Raw genomic sequence first — 18247 nt, 5'->3', positions numbered from 1 at the left:
GAGGAAGATACGGATATGCAGAAGATTGAAGCGGTGATTCAGCCGTCGAAGCTGGACGCGGTGAAGGATGCTCTGGTGGAGATTGGCGTTGAGGGGATGACGATCACCGAGGCTCGGGGGCATGGGCGGCAGAAGGGCCATACGGAGTTCTACCGGGGGCGCGAGTACTCGGTGGACCTGCTGCCGAAGGTGAAGCTCGAGGTTGTGGTGGCGGACGAGATGCTGGATAAGGCGATTCTGGCGATCACAGGCGCGGCTCGGACGGGAACGATTGGGGATGGAAAGATCTTCATCTCGAAGATCGATGAGGCGATTCGAATTCGTAACGATGAGCGTGGCGAGATTGCGCTTTAGGTAATTGGCAGGCGTGTTTAGGTTGCCGCCTTGGCCGCGTGGGGACGGCACGGTTGGCTGTATGCTTAAAGTTCTTTCGAGCACAATGGCCATGAAGGCAACTGAGTACCCAGGGAGCGGAGGGCGCGCGGCGTACCAGCGGAGGATGCTGGAGGTTCGTGGCGCGTTCGAGGCGGGGGGCGCTTCGGGGGCAGCGACGATTGCTGCGCGGGCTGCGGCGCTGGATGAGTTGGTGCGAGACCTGTGGGCGCAGGCGATTGAGCGGGATTCGCGGCTGGGCAATGGAATCTCTCTGGTGGCGGTTGGCGGATACGGACGGAAGGAGCTGTTTCCTTACTCGGATGTGGACCTGCTCTTTTTGCTGGATGGGAGGCTGGCTGAGAGGGATGTCAAAGACGGGATTCGCCGCGTGAATCAGGAGATGTGGGACTGCGGGATTCGGGTCTCACCGGCGACGCGGAAGCTGGCGGAATGCGAGAGGTTCGACGCGGAGAATGCAGAGTTTGCGCTGTCGTTGATGGATCATCGCTGGGTGACCGGGGATGCATTGCTCTACGACAAGCTCGCGGAACAGAGCGTGCCGAAGCTGCTGCAGCGGGAGCATAAGACGATAACGGTTCGTCTGTTGGAGCTGACACGAGCCCGCCATGCGAAGTACGGAGACACGCTGTTTCACTTGGAGCCGAACATCAAAGACTGTCCCGGTGGACTGCGGGATGTGCATGTTTGCGGGTGGATGGCGAAGCTTCGTGCCGCGGGCGCGTTGGCGCAGAAGAAGGGCGGGAACGAGAGTGATCGCGGGCCGGCTGCCGATGGCAATGAGTTTCGTAAGGCGGTGGATTTTCTTTGGCTGGTGCGGTGTTTTCTGCACTATCGGCATGAGCGGGACGACAACACACTGGATTGGCAGGCGCAGGATGCAGCGGCTGAGACCGCTGTAGGAATGACGGGCCGCAAGCCGAAGAAGGCGGATGCGGCGTATTGGATGCGGCTCTATTTTCGACATGCGCGCAGCGTGGAGCGCCGGGTGACGCAGATGCTAGATGAGATGCCTGTAGCCTCCGCGTCCCGGCTGCCTGGATTGAAACGCGAGCGGAAGGTGGAGGTTGTGCAGCATGGCTTTCGTCTGGAGCGCGGCCGGGTCGTGCTTGAGACTTCGACCGAGTTCGGCCATGATCCGGCAGGGGATCCGGATGTGGTGCTGCAGGTGTTTGCGGCAATGGCGCGGACGGGAGTGACGCTGGGGGGGGATGCGGAAGAGCGGTTGTCGCAGGGGCTGCCGCTGCTGTCGGCGCATCTGGAGGAGGGGCCGGCGCTGTGGCATCATCTGCAGGGGATATTGAAGGGCGCTTATGCCGGCGATGCGCTGCGGTCGATGCATGCGATGGGCGTGCTGGAGTTGCTGATCCCTGAGTTTCACGGAATCGACGCGCTGGTGATTCGGGATGCGTATCACCGCTACACGGTGGATGAACACACGTTTGTGCTGATCGATACGCTGCATGGACTGGAGAGCGCGCAGTCGGGTGGTATGGCGGAGTGGGCGATGCGGCTTGGCGGAGTGCTGCGGGAGCTGCCGCATCCGGAGCTGCTGTATCTTGCAGCGTTGCTGCATGACACCGGTAAGGGTCGGAGCACGGGCGATCATACGCGGGAGAGTGCGCGGATGGCCGAGAGTGTTCTGGAGCGGCTGGAGCTGGATACGTATGAGAGCGGTCTGGTGGTGAACTTGATCGCGAATCACCTGGAGATGTCGGCTGCGCTGCGGAGAGATATCTTTGACGAGGAGACGGTGCAGGCGTTCGCGGGAAAGATGCAGACGCCCGAAGCTCTCCGCATGCTGACTTTGTTTACTTATGCGGATATCAATGCGGTACATCCGGATGCGTTGACGCCGTGGAAGGCAGAGAATCTCTGGCAGCTTTTTATCGCTACGGCGAACTATCTGGACCGCAGCGTGGATGAGGAACGGCTGGGGGCGCAGGAGGAGAGCGAACTGGTGCATCGGGTGGTGGCTCTGCTGCCGGGGCAGAAGGCGGCAGTGCTGGAGTACCTGGAGGGTTTTCCGGAGCGCTACGTGCTGACGAGGACGCCGGCGCAGGTACGGACACACTTCAAGATGGCGACGGGGTTCGCGGGAGATCCGGTGCAGCTGGATTTTCGCTATGTGCCTGCGGTGAGCGAGTTGACGCTGGTGACGAAGGACAGACCGCAGCTCTTCGCGACGATGGCGGGGGTGCTGGCGGCGTGGGGGATGAATATTGTCACGGCGGATGCGTTTTCGAACCGGCAGGGCGTTGTTGTGGATACGTTCCGGTTTACGGACAGTTTTCGGACACTGGAGATGAATGCCTCCGAGCACGAGGCGTTTGTGAAGAGCGTCCATGACGTGATGACCGGAGCGGTGTCGGTGGAGAAGCTGCTGAGTGGGCGTCGGAGAGGTAGGCGGAAGGCCCCGCTGGTGGTGGTCGAGACCAGGGTGGAGTTCGACGATGAGGCCTCGTCGCACAGTACGCTGCTGGAGGTGGTGGCGCAGGATACGACTGGACTGTTGCGGGCTTTAAGCCTGATGCTGGCAGCTCAGGGCTGCAATATTGAGGTGGCCCTGGTGGATACGGAGGGGGAGACGGCCATTGACGTCTTCTACCTTACGCGCAGCGAAGCAAAGCTGGACAAAGAAGAGGAAAAAGTGCTGAGAGAGGCTTTGTTGCGGGCCATCGAAGAGAATGCGCGCTAGCCTGAAGAAGGGTTTCATGCTTCGAACGCACTGTTTCAACTCGAGCGGCTTTGGAGTTGCCTGTCAATTACATGCGGAATTGACTATGCGGCGATTGTGTAAGGGTCTTATATTAGAAACATGGGCACAACTACCAGCGACAACACAAGCAATGGCCGTCCCACAGCCACTCCGCAAAGAAACGATCGCTATCTCTTCGGCAACCTGGAAAGCTCCGGCAAGAACCATGAAAAGGTAACCGAGGTGAGCTGGGGAGATGAGCAGCCGGAGGGCATTGTGCTGGCTTCGATGGATGCGGCGATCAACTGGGTGCGAAAGAACTCCATCTGGCCGATGACCTTTGGGCTGGCGTGCTGCGCGATCGAGATGATGTCCATGGGCGGATCGCGGTACGACATTGCGCGGTTTGGGGCGGAGGTGTTTCGCCCGTCGCCTCGGCAGAGCGACCTGATGATTATCGCGGGGCGGGTTTCGCAGAAGATGGCGCCTGTAATTCGGCGGCTGTACGAGCAGATGCCTGAACCAAAGTGGGTGATCTCGATGGGGGCGTGCGCGACTTCGGGTGGAATCTTCAACAACTATGCTTTGCTGCAGGGGGTTAATCAGGTCATTCCAGTGGACGTGTACGTTCCCGGGTGTCCACCCCGACCGGAGCAGCTGCTGTATGCGATCACGCTTTTGCAGGAAAAGATCCAGCAGGAGCGCGGGTCTATGCGAAAAACCCTGAATTTGAGTTAAAGCACCAAGAAAAGTGCAGTTACTGGAAGGGTTCATCCATTCCACCTGAGGAACGTTTTTTCCTTTCTCACTGGTAACGTATTGAAAATAGTGTCATCGAGGAGTATTTTTTTACCGGATGCATTAGCAACTGAAGTAAGCTGTAAGGAATCGAACCAACAAAACGATCCCTGTAGATGAAGATGAAGGCTCGTAAAAAAAAGCAAGACTTTGAGTGGAGGAACTCGAATGGTTTATCGCCCGTTTCGTAATACACGCCGGTACGTACTGGCTGCATGTGCAGTCAGTCTCGGAGTTGCCAGTCTCAGTGCGCAGACTCCCAGCACAGCCGCCCCGGTGGGGCCGAACCCTTCACGCATCGACGTATTCCTGGGATACTCGTACTTTGGAGCTCATGGCCAGGTAAAGCCGGCGGGAATCAACTATTCGTCGATTGACAAAGGTGCGATCGGAAGTGGCGCGTATTACTTCAACAAGTATGTTGGTGGCGAGGTAGTCTTCGCGGCTCATCCAGACGGCAACAATGATGGCCTGTATACGGCTTCCGCTGGACCGATCTTCCGTGCACCGATGCAGAACTTCACGTTGTTCGCCCACGGACTGGCAGGCGGTGCGCGTTTAGGCGGCCCAAACTCTGAGTCGGGCGGATACCACAATCCGTATCAGTGGGGACCAAGCCTGACGGTTGGCGGCGGCATGGACTATGATCTGCCGTTCTTCAATAACAAATTTTCTCTCCGCCTCTTCCAGGCAGACTATAAGTATGTTCACGCAGACTATGGTCCGCCAGTTGCTCCTCCGACCGGTGGCGCAATCGGTGGGCGCGCGAACCTGGGCGGAGCTGAACTGAGCACGGGTATCGTAGCTCACTTCGGCCATATCATTCCTCCTCCGCCGGTGACCTACTCCTGCGCAGCTTCCCCTGCGACTGTCTTTCCTGGCGATCCTATTACGGTCACAGGAACGCCTCTGAACCTGAATCCGAAGAAGACGGCGACCTACAACTGGACCGCGGATGGCGGCACGATCACGGGAACCTCGACCACAGCCAACATTGACACCGCGTCTGCGAACCCTGGAACTTATACGGCGAAGGGCCATATAACCGAGGGTGCGAAGCCGGGTGAGTCGGCGGACTGCTCAGCCAGCTACACCGTGAAAGCGTTTGAGCCGCCAACCCTGAGCTGCTCGGCCAATCCTTCGACGGTTGCTCCTGGGGACTCCTCGACGATTACCGCGAGCGGTGTAAGCCCGCAGAATCGTCCTCTGACCTACAGCTACAGCTCTTCGGCTGGCTCGGTATCGGGAAGCAACTCGACGGCGACTCTGACCACAACCGGCGCGGCACCTGGCACGATCACGGTGACCTGCAACGTTGTGGACGACAAGGGTCAGACAGCCTCTGCGACGACTACGGTTACGGTCAACGCACCGCCGCCGCCGCCAGCGCCAACGACCAGCCAGCTTTGCTCGATCAACTTCGATCGCGACAAGAAGCGCCCGGCCCGTGTAGATAACGAAGCTAAGGCCTGCCTGGACGATATCGCTCTCAACCTGCAGCGCACCTCTGATGCGAAGCTGGCCGTAGTTGGCGATAAGGACAGCGCCGAGAAGAAGGGCGACAAGCTTGCTGCTGAGCGTGCCGTCAACACGAAGGCCTACCTGGTAACGGAGAAGGGTGTCGACGCCAGCCGTGTCTCGGTCTACACCGGTTCGGATAACGGTAAGACAGTGACGACGACGTTGATTCCTGCCGGAGCAACACTCAGCACCACCGGCCTTACCCCCGTGGACGAAAGCGCAGTAACCGCCAAGCCACGGACCGCACCAGTCACGCATCACCACAAGAAGAAGCAGTAACAATTTGCTGTAGTCATGCACATGGCTGACTGGGAATGTTCCCAGTCAGCTTTTGTGTTGATAGACCTTTCCGTAAGTTCGATAATTGTGTTTTACAAGACTGGACCCCTCCCTTGAACAGATTTCTTCGTCTTCCCCTCGCACTCGTAGCTCTCCTTCTCGTTGTATCTTGCCTTTCACTGCATGCAGCAAGCTGGCTGCCGTATGGTCCAGATGGAGGGGACGCGCGGGCATTTGCGATCGACCCTCATGACCACGCTCATATGTATCTGGGCACGGCAACGGGCTGGATGTACGAGTCGCGGAATGGCGGAGCTGACTGGAAGCGACTGGCATGGATCGGCAAACGGGATGATTTGGTGCTGGACTCGATTGTGGTCAACGGCGCTGATTCGAAGCAGATCGTTGTCGGTGCCTGGGTGCTTGGCAGTCCGGATGGCGGAATATTTCTCAGCAAAGATGGTGGCCAGAGCTGGCAAAGTCCAAGCGATATGCAAGGGCAGTCCATCCGCGCCTTGACGCCTGCTCCCTCGAACCCGAAGACTCTTGTGGCCGGTACCTTGAAGGGCGTCTATCAATCGGTAGACGGCGGAGAACACTGGAAGCTGATTAGCCCGGTAGGAAGCCAGGAGCTGCATGAGGTCGAATCGATTGCGATTGATCCAGTAGATCCTCAGATCATATACGCGGGAACCTGGCATCTGCCCTGGAAGACGGTCGACGGCGGACAGCATTGGACCAACATTAAACAGGGAGTCATCGACGACTCCGACGTGTTTTCGATCATTGTGGATCCTAAGGATCCGAAGACCGTCTATGCCAGCGCCTGCTCCGGAATCTACAAGAGCCAGACTGGTGGAGATCTCTTCAAGAAAGTTCAGGGAATTCCCTCTACTGCGCGTAGAACCAGGGTGCTGATGCAGGATCCGACGAACAGCAACATCGTCTTTGCGGGAACAACCGAGGGACTGTGGCGCACGGCGGATTCTGGCGCGACCTGGCAACGAACCACTGGCCCGGAAGTAATCATCAATGACGTCTTCGTCGACCCGACCAACGCCAACCGGGTGATGCTTGCGACGGATCGGGGCGGTGTGTTGGCCTCCAACGACGGAGGCAACTCGTTTGTTCAGTCGAACAACGGATTTTCCGCGCGGCAGATTACTTCCTATCTCGCCGATGCTTCCAGTCCCAGCTCAGTTTACGTTGGAGTGGTGAACGATAAGGCGCTAGGCGGGGTCTTTGCCAGCACCAATGGAGGCCTGACCTGGTCACAAACGAGTTCGGGACTAAATGGTCACGATGTATTCAGCCTGGCGCAGGGACCCGATAGTGCCTTGCTGGCGGGTACCCGGCATGGGATCTACAGGCTGCAAGGTGTCACCTGGAGCCGTGTAGACAATGTGACGCTCAATCCTCCACCTGCACCGCCCACCAGAACGGGAAAGAAGACTGCGCACGCAGGGGCTGCGCAGAAAGCGCCGGCGGTCGTGGTGCATAAGAGCATCCCGTTACGGTCCTTTGAACCCGCGATCAACGCATTCGCCCGTGGAGGAGACACGCTCTATGCAGCAACCTCGACTGGCCTCTTTGAGAGCACCACGTCTGGTCAGAGCTGGAGGGAAGTCCCGGGCTTCGAGCCAAGGGGCTGGAACTTTGTGGCTGCCCGAAAGTCTATCGTTCTGGCATCGAATTTGAACTCGGCGGTGCTTTCCTTCGACGGTGGTCAGCAATGGACGACGATCAAGCTCCCCGAGATGCTCGACCAAGTCTCTGCGATGGCTGTTGATGATGCCGGCGGACTTTGGGTCGGAGGGCGGCAGGGCATCTTCGTGTCCGATGACAAGGGAGCTACGTGGCAGACCGTTAAAGACCTGTTTCTGCGAGATGTGAACAGCATCTTCTATGACGATGTCTCGCAGCGCGTGCTTATCGCTGCCGGAAGCAAGAATACGATCGCGTTCGCAGTCCATCTGCCCGACCGGAAGATTCAATACTGGAACACCGGATGGAACCTCAGGCTGATACGTCCCATGGGGGACCATCTGGTTGGAACAACCTGGTTTGATGGGGTAGTCATCCAGCCGCGCATGGTTGATTCCAAGGAGATGGCAAGCCACTGAAACGTGCCGCAACGACAGATCGGGACTAGAATCAAAGTATGAGCTTTCAATCGTCCACTTTGCCTGCGCGACACTCTTTTCAAACAGACGATCCTGCCCTTTTGCCGATCGCAGCTAAGGTGCAGCAGGGCGAGCGTCTCAGCTTTGAAGATGGAGTTGCGTTGTACCGCAGCGGGGATATCTTGGCCGTGGGCTGGTTGGCAAACCTGGTGCGGGAGCGGATGCATGGTGATGTGGCCTACTTCAATGTGAACCGGCACATCAACCCAACTAACGTCTGCGTGGCCTCCTGCCGGTTGTGTGCGTTTGGACGGAAGAAGGGCGACGCGGGCACCTACACGATGGCGCTCGAGGAGGCCTGGGAGACGGCCGCCTCGGGGTACTCGGAGGCGGTGACCGAGTTTCACATCGTGGGGGGACTGCACCCCGATCTTCCCTTTGAATACTTCATGGATCTAGTGAAGGGGTTGAAGGTTCGGTTTCCGAAGGTACATATCAAGGCGTTCACTATGGTGGAGGTGGCGTTTCTGGCCAAGCGCGGAAAGATGACGATTCCCGAGACGCTGGAGCGTATGAAGGCGGCTGGGGTGGACTCGATGCCGGGTGGCGGCGCGGAGATCTTTGCTGACCGCGTGCGGCATATCATCTGTGATCACAAGATCGATGGCAGCGAGTGGCTGGACACGGCTCGGATGGCTCACCAGATCGGGCTGCGATCGAACGCGACCATGCTGTACGGGCACGTGGAGAACGAAGAAGACCGCGTGGACCATCTGCTGAAGCTGCGCGCGGTTCAGGACGAGACCGGTGGCTTTCAGACCTTCATTCCGCTGTCGTTCCATCCGGACAACACTGCGCTGGCGCATATCCCAAGGACGACGGGGATGCTTGATCTTCGTCAGATCGCTGTAGGCCGGCTGATGCTCGACAACTTTCCGCACATCAAGAGCTACTGGCAGATGGTCTCTCCGAAGATGGCGCAGATCTCGCTGCGATTCGGTGCAGACGATATCGATGGCACCGTAATTGAGGAGAAGATCTACCATGATGCCGGTGCGACGACTCCGCAAGGAATGCGACGGGCGGATCTGGTGCGGCTTATCGCTGAAGCCGGACGCGAGCCGTTCGAGCGCGACACCATGTATCGAGCTGTGACCCGGAGCGAAGACAGCTTTACGGTTGCTGTCTAGCTTCGTAGTCAGTCAAACATTTGACTCACGAAACTTCAGCCTCTTCCTGCGGGAAGAGGCTTTCTTGTTGGGTCCGCTCTAAGTTCTTCATCGAGTTCCGCACAATACGGCGAATCTTGCTAATAACTACACCTTTATTGCAAAGCATCAGCTTTGCGCTAAATATTGCAGATCCAAAGTGGAAAAGTTTTTCCTTTTTGGGCAATCTTTTAGCGCGGCGCGGTCAAGCGGTATGGGCAAACAGCCATCTATCCGTAGCAAAAAGCCAGTAGATCGTGCAATTTATGAGCTTTTTCGAAATTGGTTCGCGACTTGCAATGAGTCAGGGCGAAGTAAGTATTTCGTATATAGGGGCCGGTGTTCACGGACCAAAACGGGAACGCAAGCTCAACCAAGGGGTCGCTCTAATAACAGTTTCAGGAGTCTTAGATGAAATTTGCCTTACTTGTTTCAATCGTCTGTCTTGGTGTTGCTACGGCGGTAGTAAAAGCGGACACACTCACCCTCAACAGCGGGACGGTGAATCCTTCCGGCGGCAGCGCAGATATCTATCCCTATTCATTTCAACTTGGCTCCCCCTCCGGCACGTCGACGGTAAACCTGATGTGTCTCAACTACAACCGCGAGGTCACTCCTGGCGAGAGTTGGAGCATCACCGAAGAGAGCATCCCCACGGGAAACTCTGCCATGGATCAGGACTATCGCGCCGATGCGATTCTCTACTCCGAGATTCTCCATCCGCAAGCTGGCGTGACCGCAAGCGAGGTTCAGTACGCTGAATGGAGCATCTTCGATTCTGCTGACCTGATGGGAAATTCGCTCTTCGATTCTACGGCAGAAGTCCTTGCCAGCAATGCATTGCACGCGGCAAACGATCAGCAGTTGATCAGTTCCGGCTACTTCAATCAGTTCACCTTGTATATTCCCGCGAACGACACGTCCTCGGGGCCGCAGGAATTTATTGGAACGGCGACGACTCCAGAGCCCTCAAGCTTGATGTTGTTCGGTTCGGGATTGATTGGAATGGCGGGGGTGCTTCGCCGTAAATTAGTTCGTTCAAAAGTTTGAGCCGCGGTTTTGGTCTTCCAGTTGCTCCTATACAGGCGTCAGCTTCGCTGCTGAAAACAATTGTTCAGTCAGCCGATAAAGATCTGTTTCAGTTACATACCCACTCTTTGGGGAAGGAGGCATTATGTATCTTCTATTCTCGCCAGCAATTGCAGCAGTCGTAGTCATCGGCGTCATTCAGCTTCGTGATCATTTTGTAGCCGCTGCCAAATAATGGTCGCAGTTCTAACACTTACGGAGGTCAGGCTCAGCCTGGCCTCTCTCTTGGTCTCTTCGTGGCGGCGTCCTCCCTAGAGGATTCTGGGTCTGTCTGCTAACAGCGAGACTGGGCTAACCTACGAGGTTACTTTGAGCGGAGCGATTACTTTGGCCGTGACGATGTCGGAGAGAAGGAGAAGAAGAGCTACTCCAGCGGCTGGGACCAGCAATCCGGCGCGGAGGCCTTGAAAGTAAGTGGAACATATGCCGGTCATCCAAGGCAGCACTGCACCTCCTACGGAGGCGCTCGAGAACAGCACGCCGAGCCGCCTGTGATTGCCAGTACGGGCAAGCATGAAGGAGACCAGAAGCGGAAAGACCGGGGCGAGGGCGAACCCGCCGAGAACCGTAAGCGCGACGATGCTGAATGCCGAGGGATGCGAGATGGAACAGAGCAGAGCTTCGGTAACAAGAAGCATCGCCAGACAGAGTCGATAAAGAGTCGCCTCACTAAGGATGGTCATGAGGGCTGTCACCAGCAGGCGTCCGATTAGTTCTGCGATCCAGAAGTAGATAGCGATGGAAGATGCCTGCAGGGAGGAACTAGAGCGAATGGCGTAACTGGGTAGCCAGCCGCCTAACGAGTTTTCGACCCCTACATAAAGAAACAAAGCAGCGGAGAAGCAGATCAGCGGCAGTGGAGGCAAAGGGAACCGCCGCTCAGCCGTTGCGCTCTTTGATTCTGGAGGATCCGATGTTTCCGAAGCGTTGCCGGAGAGGAGTGTGCGTGGCAGCGCTATCGAAAACAACGAAGCTGCGACAAGAAGTGCCGCAATAACGAATAAGAAACGCCACATACCACCTGCTGAGGTCACGTATATCAGCAAGGGGCAGGCGATCGCACCGAGTCCCCATGCGACATTCAAGATGGCGAGTAGCCGCGCCCGAGCGGCTGGAACCGTGGTTCCTGCGATGATGTTGCCTGCGGTAAGACCCGCGCCAAGGCCGACCCCGATACAGAATAGTGCGATGTGCGCCGCCCCGAAGCCAAGCCAGGTAAGTGCGATGCATCCGCCTGCGGAGAGAATCGAGCCGTAGATGAGGCTCGCACGGAGACTGCGAGCGGCGATCCATGCCCCACAGAGTTGGCCGATAAAGTCAGCGGTGAAGAGGGTGCCGGCCTGGGCGTCCTGGATCTGCCAGTGCCGAATCAGCTGGGGCAGAAGAGGCCCCAACATGACTGTGACGGTACCAGCTATGAGAAAGTAGAAGTAAGCTGGGCCGAGTGTGCGAACGATCTTCGCGCGGTTCGGGCTCAGCAGGGGCACCTTCGGCTGAACGGATTGCAAAGCTCTCCTATCGGCCATTGCCTCGCCGGGACCGGGATGGGCTTGGAATGGCTGCGGTCGACTCTCTCACCACCAGCTCTGGCTCAAACCATACCTCCTGAGGATACGGTTCGTCGGGATACTGAATCCGTTTGACAAGCAGTTGCGCGGCGGCCCAGCCCATCTTGTGAAGCGGCTGGCGAACAGTAGTGAGGCGCGGATTGAAGTACTCCGCGACGATAATATCGTCGAAGCCGATGACTGAGATGTCGCGCGGACAGGAGAGGCCGGCGTCCTGAATAGCCCTAATAGCCCCGATGGCGGCAGTATCGTTGAAGCAGAACAGGGCAGTGAAGTCATGGGTGCGAGCAAGCAGCTCTCGCATGGGTGGGTAGCCAAGTTCGGGCGACCAGAGATTCTTCTCGAGATAGATGCAAAGCTCAGGCTGTAAGGTAAGCCCGAGATCATTCGCCGTACTGACGATGGACTTCCAGCGGGCTTCGGAGTCCAGGGAGTAACGCTGACCTTTCATGAAGGCAATCTTGCGATGACCGAGGTCATAGAGGTGGCGGAGAGCCTTTTTGGCGGCGAAGTCGTGGTCGAGCATGATGTTGGAGACGCCCGGCGATTTGCTGTGGGAAGACACTCCGACAACAGGCAGCGAGACGTTCACGGAAAGCTCCGTGTTGACAAGCAGGAAACCATCGACGCGGCGACTCATGAGGAGTTCCTGATACTCCTCTCGTAGATCGGCGCGGCCAAGGTGGCTGACTGTGAAGTAGAGAAATCCTTCCTGAAGGAGATATTGCTCGACGCCGAGCATAACCCCTGTGAAGTAGCCTTCGCTAAGCTCTGGAACGATCACCCCGATGGTGTTGGTAATGCGTGTACGGAGCATGCGGGCGTGCAGGTTGGGCCGGTACTCGAATTTTTTAGCAGCGTCCAGAACGCGCTCCCTGGTTGCGGGAGAGATCGACTTCGCGACGGGTGAGTTATTGAGAACGATCGAGATCGTTGCCGGGGATAGGTCGAGATACTCCGCCAGAGTCTTCAGCGTAACGGGTTTGCTGGCATCCGGCTTGCAGTCCTTCTTATGTACTTTCATCATGTTCCGGAAGTTCTTCCTTTTGAGTACGGCAACAGTTGTACACCCTTCGTTGGAAGACGGGGAACAGGAACCTTACCGGACGAGAGAGTAGTAACAAACCAATTTCAATTACAAAAAGACAACCCCTGGAGATTTTGGGATGACAAGGATTCAAGGATATCCTAGTCAATTCTTCCATAGCTCCCTGTCGGCTGCTTATCCCAGGAGGCTGCTGCTATTAGTCTGGGTGTCTGATGATCGAAGAGATTGAACTAAAGGAGTATCGGCCAGGTGATCTCGATGCGATGTATTCGCTGGATCAAGAGTGCTTTTCGCCAGCGTTTCGGTTTGATCGAGAGTCAATGCGCGCGTTCGCCGAGGAGCCGGATGCGATCGTTCGCATCGCACTCCTGGCAAGTGGGAAGATCATCGGTTTTGTGATCGTTCACATAGAGCCTGTAGCTGGAAAACAGCGAGCGTATGTTGTGACGTTGGATGTTGCAGAACAATACAGAAGGCACGGCCTGGCTCAGAGGCTTTTGTCACAGGCTGAAGAACACGCAGCCGCTGCCGGAGCGCAGTGGATGGAGCTACATGTGTTCACAGGCAACGACGGCGCGATCCGGTTTTATGAGAGTTCAGGATACGGACGAGTGAGTGTTAGCCGCAGGTTCTATGGCAGAGCCGGGCTGGATGCTTTTGTGTATCGCAAGAATCTGTAGTTTGCAACTCGGCCAGTTACTTTCTCCCGAAGACATCTCCCATACGGCGGATCTGAGCGCCGACGCCGCGAAGCTTCTCTTCGAAGTGCTCGTAGCCTCGGTCGAGGTGATAGATACGGTCCAGGATGGTTTCGCCATCGGCCACCAATGCAGCAAGTACAAGGGAGGCGGAGGCGCGAAGGTCCGAGCACATGACAGCAGCTGATTGCAGAGGCGTCTTGCCACGCACAGTCGCGGTGCGGCCGGAGATGGTGATGTTCGCGCCCATGCGAATGAGCTCCTGTACATGCATGTAGCGGTTTTCGAAGATGTTTTCGATCACGGTGCTGGTGCCTTCGGCCTGGGTGGCGAGCGCCATGTACTGAGCCTGCATATCGGTAGGGAAGCCTGGGTACTCTTCTGTAGTGATATCGGCAGCTTTAAGTTCTCCACCGGAGCGCACGCGAACGTGGTCGGTGCCGACGTCGATCTTGACGCCGCACTGTTCCAGCTTGGTGATGAGCGCGCCGAGGTGTTTGGGTTCGCAGCAGTCGACGTTGAGGTCGCCGCCTGTGATGGCTCCCGCGATGAGGAAGGTGCCGGCCTCGATGCGGTCTGGGTTGATGCGATGGCGTGCGCCGTGGAGTTTGGAGACGCCCTGAATGCGGATCGTGCCGGTGCCTGCGCCTTCGATCTTTGCTCCCATGGCAATGAGCAGGGCTGCAAGATCGGTGACTTCTGGCTCACGCGCGCAGTTCTCGAAGATGGACTCTCCTTCGGCGAGAGTCGCGGCCATCAACAGGTCTTCGGTGCCGGTGACCGTGATCTTGTCGAAGACGATGTGAGCGCCCTTCAGCCGATCGGCACGGGCTTCCAGGTAGCCGTGATCCTGGGTGATCGTAGCGCCCATGGCTTCGAGACCGTTGATGTGGAGGTCGATGGGGCGGCCGCCGATGGCGCAGCCTCCGGGCATGGCAACGCGTGCTATGCCGGTGCGCGCAATAAGAGGCCCCAACACCAGAGAACTGGCGCGCATGGTCTTGACGATCTCGTACTTTGCGACGGGGTCGGACAGGATGGCGCACTTGATGCGGGTGCGATGCTGGGCGCGGCCATAACCTAGTTCCACCTCAGCACCCATGCTGGTTAAGAGCTTGCGCTCAGTTTCGATGTCGTTGACCTGAGGAATGTTTTCGAGGATTACCTCGTCTTCGGTCAGAATGGCGGCGGCCATGCAGGGGAGAGCGGAGTTTTTTGCTCCGGACACTTTGATGGTGCCGAGAAGGGGATTGCCGCCGCGTATTACGAACTTGTCCATTTTGACAGTTTACGAAGATTCCGCGTGGAAATGAGTAACGTCGCTGGTACGGCCACCCTTCTCAGCTATAAAGAGCGTCTTCGCTATCAAAAGCCGCTACTCAACCCGCTGGTGTCTGTCCTATAAGTGTTTCATTTCAAGAATGTTAGTGCCGTTTTCTAGATTGCTAAAAGGGCCCAAGCACCGCAAGTTAGCGATGTCCAAACTCAAAAGCGCGCGAAAGTCGTCAAACCTGGAGTACTTTTGAGCGCATGGTTATCTATGTGAAAAGTATTTCAGCTTCATTCGGCCTCGTAATCGGTCTTTCGATTACCAATCGAATCAAATTTGGATAAGCGGATTACCGGCGCTAAAAAAGTTGAGTTACTCGTATCTTTCCTCCAACCTAACGACTAACTTTTCGCGTACACCTTGCATATCACGGACGTAAGTCGATCCTGCAAGGAGAAACGATGCGACTCAAAGCTCTCATATTCTGCGCCTCTTTGTGCCTTTTCAGCCCGAAGGTATGGGCTGCCGGGCCGGCGACTCCCGCCGCTGATTTCACGATCTCCAACCCGTCGCACATTCCTGGGGTTACGCTTGAACCTGGCTCCTACACAATCCACGTTGTGAGTCGCCTGTCGGACCGGGTGATTCTGAAGGTTGATTCGGTGAAGGGTGATGTGCACTCAACCTTTCTCGGCATTCCAAACGGCAACATACAGAAACCATCGGCTAGCGGGGCTGTGAGATGGGCTAATCCCGCTGATGGCTCTCAGTACCTCAAGGGGTGGTACTTCCCCGGAGGCTCTTCGGTCATAGAGTTCGTCTATCCGAAGGCTGAGGCGGTTGCGATAGCCACCTCAAACCCCGCGAAGGTGCCTGCCGTCGATCCGGCGTCGGAGGGGAAGGTCACCGATAACACGCTGTCTCAGGACGACATGCAACTGCTGACGCTCTGGCTGCTTTCGCTCGAGCAGGTAGGGCCCAGCGGGGCTGGCGATGCTGCCAGTGCGAAGCCAGGCATCAAGGCGGAGCGATACATGCAAGTGGCCAGCGTTCAGAAGCCAGTGATCAAAGCGCTGCCCCATACCGCCAGCCCGGTGCCATTGGTATGGCTGCTGGGCTTCTGCTCCTTGCTCGCCGCAGCGCTTCTGCGACTGATCGCCTACAGCCGTGTGTCCACTTTGAATCAAGAGTCGTTGCTACGGGAATAGATATGCGAGTCCTCGCATACGCTGAGCGTCTTCTATGGGCGTGCGGTCTCCTTTGCGTTGGATACTGCCTGGTGCTGGGTGTTCAAGCAAAGGAGACCCAGAGGCTCGCGGAACGGATCGGAGAGCCTCTTCCAGCCAGAATCGCCCCGGACGTCGCGCCTGCGGCAGGGGATGTGATTGGCAGGATTGAGATTCCCGCACTCGCGTTGTCAGCACCGATTACAGCCGACTATGATAGAGACAGTTTGCATCGGGGAGTGGGCCATATTCCCGGGACCGCGGTGCCGGGTGGCCTTGGTACGGTGGGGCTGGCAGGTCATCGCGATTCGTTCTTCCGGCCGTTGCGCAGGATCGCCGCGAAGATGGAGGTGCGGTTGATCGATAAAAGCGGCACCTATCACTACGTTGTGGACTCGACTGAAATTGTGAGTCCCGACAAGGTAGGAGTGCTGAACATTGCCTCCAGGCCAGAGCTTACGCTCATTACTTGTTTTCCGTTCGACTATGTGGGCGCAGCGCCGGAACGTTTTATTGTTCATGCCCACCTTTTGTCGGCTTCCCCAGACGGGGTTTTTGCCATCCATTAGAAGTAGGGATGAGGCGCTATGAGATTTGAGATCCACGAAACAGTACAGACTCCGGATCCGGAGATGGTTTTGCGTGCGTTGGAGATGTGTTCGCGAGAGATCTCCAGCGAGGTAGTGCGATCTGGCGACCGAATTACGCTACGAGGCGTAGGACCGTCGCCACGATCAAAGAACCAGCACGACACTACGGTGTTCTGTGTGAATGCGGAGAACAACGAGACCGTGATCCAGGGGGAAGTGAACTTCCAGGCGTCTGCGCTCCTGGGAGAGACCTCGCAACAGGAGGTGGTTCGGTCCAAACTGGATGAACTGTTTGAACAGATGAAGGCGCAGATTCACCTCGATTCCATGCGCGTAGCGGCTTATACAGCAGCAAGAAAGTCGGCGTCGTCCACAACGGGCGTGGCTTCATCGACGACGGTAATCGACAGGCCCGAAGATCCGAACGCAATTGAACTGAGGGATGAACTGAGGGAGTTGGAGCCGTCTGAGGAGAAGGTGTGGCTGTCAGAAGAGACAGAGACGTTACAGCCCTCAGAGGAGAAGGCAGCTTCGGCCGTGACTCCAGAGACTGTGATGGAGGCCATGACGGCTGCTGCTCCTGATTCGGGATGGGGCGCAGCCGCTCTCGTTGACCTTGACGAGCCGCAGGGCTTTGAACTGCCCGATCAAAGAAGCGAGTCTCCCCCTGCGCCTATCGCGGAGCCATTTATCGCCCCACCAATGGAGTATCGTCCCGCAGGTATCAAAAATGGGCCAGAAAGAGCGACAAGAGCGATCGATTCGGCGCCGACCGCAACACAGACTACCGCTCAGACCAAAGCACGGACCGAGGGGCAGGCACGCCCGACAGCAGCGAACCAGGCTCCCCTCTGGGAAGCCGCGCGTAATCCCGTTAGACATCCAGAGTTCGATGCCGGATTGGGACGCGAAGATGAACTGACCTGGAACGCTCGAATACCACCGCATAGACTTCAAATGGAAGAGGAGCGAACCTCTGGGTGGAAAAAAATTGCGCGAGGGATAGCCGCCTTTGCCATACTGCTGGCGCTGGCAGGAGTGGGGTATCGTTTGTATTCCTTACATCCCGATCTCTTCGCCTATCCTGCCTCGATTGCTGCGAAGTATTTTTCGTCGCCAGAGATTCATGCTCCAGCGGTTTCGGCGCCACTACCGACAGCACCTCTACCGATCGATCCGAAAGCCTCTGAAGGCCCGTTGGCCAAGACGCCGTCTCCCGTGCCCTCTTTACCAAATCCCAATCCCCAGCCTGTCGCTAATAGTGTGGAAGTGAAGCGGTGGTTGCAAGGGTGGGCGGCTTCTATGCAGACAAGAGATGCAAATGCTCAAGCTTCTTTCTATGCGGACAAACTGGATCGCTATCTTGATCAGCGAAACGTCGGACGAGCCGCGGTTCTGCGAGACCGCGAGGCTACCAACCGCATGCGAAAAGGCCTGTGGACCGTAAAGATGGAGGATATTGTCATTGAACGGCAGACAGAGTCGGAGGCTGAGGTTCGCCTTATGAAACACTTCATCAGCGAGCCCGAGCAGTCGGAGATTTTAGAGTCGTTCGTGCCGACTCGTCTGACACTCAAACGAATCGACGGGCAGTGGAAGATCACGTCAGAGCAGGATCAACCTACCATCTCGGTCAGTCCGTGGAAGGCCCAGGGCGGAGTGTGGCGGGATCAGGACATGCCGGGAGTAAAGCAAGCGCAATTCAGCACCGCATGCGTGGGTGGCTGCGCTTCCTGAC

General features: G+C 57.1%; 14 protein-coding genes. 11 read left to right on the top strand and 3 right to left on the bottom strand.

From position 1 onward, the window contains the following. Positions 1 to 15: 15 nt before the first annotated feature. The 7 genes from RBB75_RS20335 (at position 16) to RBB75_RS20305 (ending at position 10070) form a co-directional block, all read left to right on the top strand. Positions 16 to 354, top strand: a complete 339-nt coding sequence (locus RBB75_RS20335; RefSeq protein ID WP_183811189.1) for a P-II family nitrogen regulator — start codon at positions 16 to 18, stop codon at positions 352 to 354. Positions 355 to 445: 91 nt separating this feature from the next. Further along, positions 446 to 3091, top strand: a complete 2646-nt coding sequence (gene glnD, locus RBB75_RS20330; protein WP_353069132.1) for a [protein-PII] uridylyltransferase — start codon at positions 446 to 448, stop codon at positions 3089 to 3091. A 120-nt stretch (positions 3092 to 3211) separates the two neighbouring features. Beyond that, positions 3212 to 3829: an NADH-quinone oxidoreductase subunit B gene (locus RBB75_RS20325; RefSeq protein WP_179638422.1), complete on the top strand. Its 618-nt coding sequence runs from the start codon at positions 3212 to 3214 to the stop codon at positions 3827 to 3829. A 228-nt stretch (positions 3830 to 4057) separates the two neighbouring features. After that, positions 4058 to 5689 (top strand): hypothetical protein, encoded by a 1632-nt coding sequence (locus RBB75_RS20320; protein ID WP_179638421.1) that lies wholly within the window; start codon positions 4058 to 4060, stop codon positions 5687 to 5689. 113 nt (positions 5690 to 5802) lie between these two features. Next, complete coding sequence (locus RBB75_RS20315) at positions 5803 to 7812, top strand: WD40/YVTN/BNR-like repeat-containing protein (RefSeq protein ID WP_179638420.1); 2010 nt, start codon at positions 5803 to 5805, stop codon at positions 7810 to 7812. A gap of 38 nt (positions 7813 to 7850) precedes the next feature. Further along, on the top strand, positions 7851 to 9002 hold the full coding sequence (gene mqnE, locus RBB75_RS20310; RefSeq protein WP_179638419.1) for an aminofutalosine synthase MqnE: 1152 nt from the start codon (positions 7851 to 7853) through the stop codon (positions 9000 to 9002). Positions 9003 to 9431: 429 nt separating this feature from the next. Next, positions 9432 to 10070, top strand: coding sequence for a PEP-CTERM sorting domain-containing protein (locus RBB75_RS20305; protein WP_353069131.1), 639 nt, complete (start codon positions 9432 to 9434; stop codon positions 10068 to 10070). 335 nt (positions 10071 to 10405) lie between these two features. On the opposite strand, the gene RBB75_RS20300 is transcribed toward RBB75_RS20305, so the two are convergent. Together RBB75_RS20300 and RBB75_RS20295 are read right to left on the bottom strand one after the other, a co-directional pair. Continuing rightward, a complete protein-coding gene (locus RBB75_RS20300; protein ID WP_179638418.1) occupies positions 10406 to 11617 on the bottom strand; it encodes an MFS transporter in 1212 nt (403 codons plus the stop codon). Positions 11618 to 11624: 7 nt separating this feature from the next. Then, entirely contained in the window at positions 11625 to 12704 is a 1080-nt protein-coding gene (locus RBB75_RS20295) for a LacI family DNA-binding transcriptional regulator (protein WP_306459677.1), read from the bottom strand. Positions 12705 to 12937: 233 nt separating this feature from the next. On the opposite strand from RBB75_RS20295, the gene RBB75_RS20290 reads away from it, so the two are divergent. Continuing rightward, positions 12938 to 13405 (top strand): GNAT family N-acetyltransferase, encoded by a 468-nt coding sequence (locus RBB75_RS20290; protein WP_353069129.1) that lies wholly within the window; start codon positions 12938 to 12940, stop codon positions 13403 to 13405. A gap of 16 nt (positions 13406 to 13421) precedes the next feature. Here RBB75_RS20290 and murA read toward each other — a convergent pair whose 3' ends face one another. Further along, complete coding sequence (gene murA, locus RBB75_RS20285; protein WP_353069128.1) at positions 13422 to 14702, bottom strand: UDP-N-acetylglucosamine 1-carboxyvinyltransferase; 1281 nt, start codon at positions 14700 to 14702, stop codon at positions 13422 to 13424. A gap of 452 nt (positions 14703 to 15154) precedes the next feature. Between murA and RBB75_RS20280 the strand changes: the two genes are divergently transcribed. From RBB75_RS20280 to RBB75_RS20270, 3 genes are read left to right on the top strand one after another with little or no spacing between them, the layout of a single operon-like run. Then, positions 15155 to 15901 carry a hypothetical protein gene (locus RBB75_RS20280; RefSeq protein ID WP_179638415.1) on the top strand — a complete coding sequence of 249 codons (747 nt, stop codon included), beginning with the start codon at positions 15155 to 15157 and terminating at the stop codon, positions 15899 to 15901. A 2-nt stretch (positions 15902 to 15903) separates the two neighbouring features. Next, positions 15904 to 16488 (top strand): class D sortase, encoded by a 585-nt coding sequence (locus tag RBB75_RS20275; protein WP_179638414.1) that lies wholly within the window; start codon positions 15904 to 15906, stop codon positions 16486 to 16488. Between the two features lie 18 nt (positions 16489 to 16506). Continuing rightward, complete coding sequence (locus RBB75_RS20270) at positions 16507 to 18246, top strand: hypothetical protein (RefSeq protein ID WP_353069127.1); 1740 nt, start codon at positions 16507 to 16509, stop codon at positions 18244 to 18246. The last annotated feature ends 1 nt before the right edge of the window (position 18247 follow it).

Source organism: Tunturibacter empetritectus, assembly GCF_040358985.1.
GTDB classification, from domain to species: domain Bacteria; phylum Acidobacteriota; class Terriglobia; order Terriglobales; family Acidobacteriaceae; genus Edaphobacter; species Edaphobacter empetritectus.
The sequence above is the reverse complement of the archived record's forward strand: the minus strand, read 5'-3'. Positions and strand labels throughout refer to the sequence as shown.

Bases quoted from the DNA above. Each gene is read 5' to 3' on its own strand.
- RBB75_RS20335 (WP_183811189.1), top strand. From the start codon at position 16: ATGCAGAAGATTGAAGCGGTGATTCAGCCGTCGAAGCTGGACGCGGTG.
- glnD (WP_353069132.1), top strand. From the start codon at position 446: ATGAAGGCAACTGAGTACCCAGGGAGCGGAGGGCGCGCGGCGTACCAG.
- RBB75_RS20325 (WP_179638422.1), top strand. From the start codon at position 3,212: ATGGGCACAACTACCAGCGACAACACAAGCAATGGCCGTCCCACAGCC.
- RBB75_RS20320 (WP_179638421.1), top strand. From the start codon at position 4,058: ATGGTTTATCGCCCGTTTCGTAATACACGCCGGTACGTACTGGCTGCA.
- mqnE (WP_179638419.1), top strand. From the start codon at position 7,851: ATGAGCTTTCAATCGTCCACTTTGCCTGCGCGACACTCTTTTCAAACA.
- RBB75_RS20305 (WP_353069131.1), top strand. From the start codon at position 9,432: ATGAAATTTGCCTTACTTGTTTCAATCGTCTGTCTTGGTGTTGCTACG.
- RBB75_RS20295 (WP_306459677.1), bottom strand. From the start codon at position 12,704: ATGATGAAAGTACATAAGAAGGACTGCAAGCCGGATGCCAGCAAACCC.
- RBB75_RS20290 (WP_353069129.1), top strand. From the start codon at position 12,938: ATGATCGAAGAGATTGAACTAAAGGAGTATCGGCCAGGTGATCTCGAT.
- murA (WP_353069128.1), bottom strand. From the start codon at position 14,702: ATGGACAAGTTCGTAATACGCGGCGGCAATCCCCTTCTCGGCACCATC.
- RBB75_RS20280 (WP_179638415.1), top strand. From the start codon at position 15,155: ATGCGACTCAAAGCTCTCATATTCTGCGCCTCTTTGTGCCTTTTCAGC.
- RBB75_RS20275 (WP_179638414.1), top strand. From the start codon at position 15,904: ATGCGAGTCCTCGCATACGCTGAGCGTCTTCTATGGGCGTGCGGTCTC.
- RBB75_RS20270 (WP_353069127.1), top strand. From the start codon at position 16,507: ATGAGATTTGAGATCCACGAAACAGTACAGACTCCGGATCCGGAGATG.